This window comes from Streptomyces malaysiensis subsp. samsunensis (assembly GCF_024519315.1).
Lineage (GTDB): Bacteria > Actinomycetota > Actinomycetes > Streptomycetales > Streptomycetaceae > Streptomyces > Streptomyces malaysiensis.
On record NZ_JANIIC010000155.1, the window covers coordinates 1 to 4,997 of the forward strand.

Annotated in this window: 3 protein-coding genes; 1 reads left to right on the top strand and 2 read right to left on the bottom strand. The window is 69.7% G+C overall.

Features of this window, described 5'->3' with window-relative positions:
• Positions 1-989 precede the first annotated feature (989 nt).
• Both NQU54_RS47970 and NQU54_RS47975 read right to left on the bottom strand, forming a co-directional pair.
• On the bottom strand, positions 990-1,292 hold the full coding sequence (locus NQU54_RS47970) for a hypothetical protein (protein ID WP_257636556.1): 303 nt from the start codon (positions 1,290-1,292) through the stop codon (positions 990-992).
• Positions 1,285-1,575, bottom strand: coding sequence for a hypothetical protein (locus NQU54_RS47975; RefSeq protein ID WP_257636557.1), 291 nt, complete (start codon positions 1,573-1,575; stop codon positions 1,285-1,287). The genes NQU54_RS47970 and NQU54_RS47975 overlap by 8 nt, the downstream gene beginning before the upstream one ends.
• A 483-nt stretch (positions 1,576-2,058) precedes the next feature.
• Between NQU54_RS47975 and NQU54_RS49905 the strand changes: the two genes are divergently transcribed.
• Positions 2,059-4,959, top strand: a complete 2,901-nt coding sequence (locus tag NQU54_RS49905) for a putative dsRNA-binding protein (RefSeq protein ID WP_257636558.1) — start codon at positions 2,059-2,061, stop codon at positions 4,957-4,959.
• Positions 4,960-4,997: the final 38 nt, after the last annotated feature.

Below are 4,997 nucleotides of genomic sequence, written 5' to 3' on the forward strand. Positions count from 1 at the left end.
AATAACAGGGTGGACTGTTATTTAGGGCATGGGTCGCGATTATTTACAGGATGGAAAGTCGCTCCGCTGAACAACCCGATTACTCCAACAGGTTTTCAGGGAATCTCCGCAGGTCAGAACGCTACAGACCCACCCCATTCCAACAAGTCCGTCGCGTTCTCCTTGCCTGGAGCCGGGACAGGCATCACGATAGAGATCGTTCAACGCGGGTAAGACCCAGCGGCCAGTTCCGCGCATGTCGCTCGCGTGAGGCGCATGTCTGACTGCTCCGGACACGCACCTTCGGATCCATGGAGCCGGCCTGTTGCAGCGGGACGGACTCCCCAGTGGCTAGGCAGCCTCAAACCTGGCCCGCCACTGGACTTCCTCCCGGTCAAACACCGATACGGGAGACGCAGCGCACGCTGGGCTCCGGACCATCGCCCGGAGCCCAGGTCCGCTCCATTCAACAAGCTCACCCCGAGGACTGGCTCATCGACGCCGTTGGGAACCGCGAACCGGCCCACCGCCGACACCATCGACTCGCTAAACCCTTCGGGCACCAGGCACGTCAGTACAGCTGGATACGGGTGAGGACGATGTACGGCGGGTCGGCGTCGGAGATTTCAGAGATTCAGGAGTCCGGCTGCCGCTCGGAGCGGACGCACGCCGGGCAGGTCCAGGCTTTTCCCAGGAGCCGGATGAGCCGCGTCTTGGGATGGTCGGGGCACTTCGGCACCGCCGCAGCGGTCGGCTGGGGTGTGGGGGTGTGGAGGTACGCGGCAGCCCAGCGCCGCCCTGTCTCATCCCTCTCCACTGTCGTCCTGCTCGTCCTCGTCGTCCTCACTGGAGGCGGTCACGGTCTCCTCATCCAGGAGCGGGTAACCGTTGACCTGGTCTCTGGACACGGGGCCTCCCGAGTAGCTGGTGGGTTGAGCGTCACGCATCACCGGTGAGGCGTCAACGGCGCGCGGGAGTGCGGGCTAGAGCGGCAGGGGCAGGCCGTGGTGTTACCGACGCGTCAGTACAGCTGGATGCGGGTGAGGACGATGTATGGCCGGGTCGGCGACGATGACGTACTCGGCGACGCCGAGGACTCCGTCCCGGCCGAGCGGCATGCGTCGTTGCTGGGGCCACTTTGCCGAGGCCGTGCTGCCTGGCACCATGCCCCGGGTCTCTTTGATCTGAACGGTCGCCGCGATGATCGCCCCGAAGACCTCACCGGGCAGGGACAAGTCGGCCAGCAGCGCGTCGACCTCTTCGGACAGTTCACAAGGCCAGCCTTCCGGCTCCTGGCCGTGCGGCTCACTCAACGGGCAGCCCGGCTGCCTGGCGGCGCGCGATGGCCGCCGCGACGCTCTTCGTGGGCAGGGTGCCGTTCAGCGCGGTCTCGGTGACCCGGCTGGCGGCCGGGTCGGTGTCCAGCATCGCCTCGCACCACCAGCGGCGCAGGACGCCCTCGGCGTCTTCCGGCGCGGCCGCCAGGAGCTCGCGGTAGAACTCCATCCGCCGCTCGCCCTCGAGCGCGGCCGCGATGCTCTCGGCGTTCCGCGGCACCCGGTCCGGCCCGCGCGTGCGCATCGGCTGAGCGCTCATCGAGTGGCCCCTTTCCGTCCGGCCAAGTCTGCCGTCCCGCAAGGGACCCGGTCGACCTGCCCCGTGATATGGCACTGCTCTTCGCGTGCGCGGCAGCTGGTCGATGGCGGTGTGCTGCGGGCATGCATCAACGTCGCCAGCGCAGTGTTGGCCGTGGGCGACGGTCAGCGCGAAGTGCCCCGGTATCTCCCCCTTGGGGGTGACGACCTGCCCACCGCCCCGCCATGCCAGTTCGGCACCACCGGGCATACGGGACGATCCACGTCGAGCGCCCCCTCTTCCCGACACCGCGCCAGGCGGCATACGCTGACCAGTCAGTGCCGCCGTGATCACCGAGAGTTGTGATGCGCGGTGGGAGGAGGGACAGCAGAACCGGGGCAGGCCGCCCGCCCGTGACGCAAGCACCGGGACAACGCACCAACGCCTCCCCGGCAGCGCGTACCGTGGCCAGGCAGGGCCGCGTCACCCGGCAAGGGGAGGGCCGTGAACCGCTGGGTCGGTATCGTGTCGCTGCGCGAGACCCCGCCGCCGACACCCGTGCACCGCATCGCGCTCGCCATCGAGGCCGCGCGGAACCGGACGTCGTACCAGCTGGCCGGCCAGACGGTGCCCTACGCGCGGATGCGGTCGGCGCTGCGCACGCTCGGTCAGGAGCACGCGCGCCACCACGAGTGGGAGCGATACGCATACTGCGTCGATCTGGCCGGCGACTTCTTCGACGGCGGCCTCCCCCCGACCAGACTGCCCTCCTGGCTCACCAACGAACTCCAGAACCTCTTGAACAACAGGTCCAGCACACCGCCGACTGGCGGGCGGCGGGCGCAGACGGCCCCTCGACGCACCACCTCGCGACCTTCCCACCAGCGCCCAGCGTCCAGTCGTCAGGGCCGGAGCACACTGCCCGAAGCGCGCCGTCCGGCCCGGCCCGCGCAGCCGGCCTCGCCCGAGCCGGTCTGGCCCTACTCCCGCGCCGAACGGCGACTCGACGTCCACGACGTCACGTACCCGGCCCTGTGCGAGCCGCCCGTGTCACTGGTGGGCACATATGAGCGAGAAGTGCGCGAGTTTGTGGAAAAGGCTGTGCCTGGATGGAACGCCGGCCCCGAGGTTACCGCCTGGCTTGGCCTGGCCGCCGAACACCGCAGTCACCTCTACGAGAGTCACCACACCGAGCAGGTCACACCGCACGTGCTCGGTCTGCTTGACCGGCTCGGTGCCAACGCGCTCGATGTGATTCTGCTCGACGCCTACGCACGATGGGCCACCCCTCGGAAGTCGGGCGAACAGTCGAGCGAGCACGCTCGGCGGCGCGCCGCCGCCGAGCTCGCGCTCGGCGTGTGGGTTACCGAACGGGGGTTGGCGCGCATGGGCGCGGGGGAGGCACAGCAGCCTGCCAGGTCTGTCTTCGCGGGAGTGGCTCGGCAGATCCTCGGCGTGCTCAGCCTCTGGGGCGAGCATGAGGTCGCCCGGAGGCTGGTCGTCTCCGTGTGGCCCGACATCGACCGCCCGTCCGCGGAGACGGGGGTCGATCCCGGCTCTCTGGCGCAAATGGCCTTCCGTAAAGAGGGACTGGCCTACGAGTACCGGGAGGAGGGCCCGGATCACCGCAAGGTCTTCCGCGTCGTGGTCCGCACCGGAACCGGCCGCACAGCGGAAGGCACCGGCCAGTCCAAGAAGGCGGCGCGGGCGGCGGCAGCGCGAGCGCTCCTCGACGCATACCCGCAGGTGGCTGTGGCGGCGGGCGCAGGGCCGAAGGCGGCGCCTGCGACCGTGCTGACCGCATCGCCGCTGCCGTACCCGCAGCCGGGCAACCGGCACCGGCACGCAGTGAGCGACCTGGCGACCATGTTCGAACTCGGCCATCGCGCGGACGGGCTCCTCGCTCAAGCCCTCACCCATGCATCCTGGGTCCACGAGAACCAGGCGGCGGCGACCGCCGCCCGCCAGCGCGACAACCAACTCCTCGCCCACCACGGCTCGCACGTGGTGGACTACCTCGTTGCCCACGCCCGCGCCCGCCAAGCCCTCGCGCACGGCCTCACCCCCGATGAGGACGAGGCACGCATTCTCACCTCCTCCGATGACGACACCGCCCGGCTCGGTGCTGACCTCCAGCTCGCGGAAGGGCTGCTGACGAGCCGCGGTGAGAGCGGACAGGGCCGCACGACGGTGTCGGACGCCGCACAGGCAATCATCGCCGCGGCCTGGCGCGTCCACGGCTCCCGGCTGCTTGGACGTCGGCCTGCCGCCCTCGACGACTGGCTCTCCGGCCTGGAACACCAGCACGATCCGGCGACCGTCCTCGCCGCCATGGCCACCACGTACGGCATCGACCACGAGTACACCTACGACGTCTCGGGGCCGGACCACCTGAAGAGCTACACCGCCACGATCAGGCTGCGGGACGCTCAGGGCCGGGCTCACCAGTGGACCGAGCGTCTGCCCGGAACCCCCGGGAAGCCGGAGGCGAAGAAGGGGACCGCCGAGGCCGTCCTCGATATCCTCGCCACCCCCGTCAGCGGTGTCGTCGACGATCTCCCTGCCCCGGAACGGGACCTGCTCGTCTTCCTCCTACGTGCCCAGCTCAATGGCCTCGGCTGGCCGACGGAACGGCAGCGCGCCCGTATGCTCGCTCGCGGCGACCTCGGCACCGACCTCCTGACCACCGGCGACACCAAGGCGTTTCTAGCCTGGGCAGAACGCGTCCGCCCCCTGCTCGGGCCAGACGACACAGCCGTACCGGACACGCTGCGCGAGCTGTACCAGAAGGTTCTCCACGACATGCGCATCGGGCCCGGCTCGCTCCTGCGCCGCATGGCCGCCGCCCCCGGGCCGGACGCCGCGAGCGTCGTCCGGCGAAATGCGGCGGACGCCGTACGGCGGGCGCTAAGCAGCGGACCTCAGGCCGCCTCGGTCCGCGACATCGTGCAGGAATGGTGGCGCGAACAGGCCCCGACCACCGGCGTCACAGTCCGCGACGACATGCGACAGGAAGTCTTCCAGCCGCTTCCCGCCCACCTCGGCGCGCTGGACGAGACCCTGACGTGGTGCGGCGAAGCCGCCGAAGCGGCCAACACCCGCATCGACGTCGAGCTGACGGTTCAGAACAGCACACTGCACGTCTGGCTCGGCCTCGACAAGGTCGACGTCCAAGCCACCTGCGACGATTTCGCCCGCCTACTGTCCCACGCCCTTCCGCACACCGACTGCCTGGTCGGCGACGACCACGTACTGCTGCGCCTGCACGGCGGTCTGGAGACGGCTCCTCCCCATCCCTTGGCCACAGCGGGCATGGACGCCTACATCTCCGGACCGTTGCCCCGACAGCCGCTCACGGAGGAAGCCGTCGACCAGCCCACAGGTGCACAGGACAAGCAGCCGTAGAGCCGGGCACCGCCCCAACTACCCCATCGCCGCAGCTT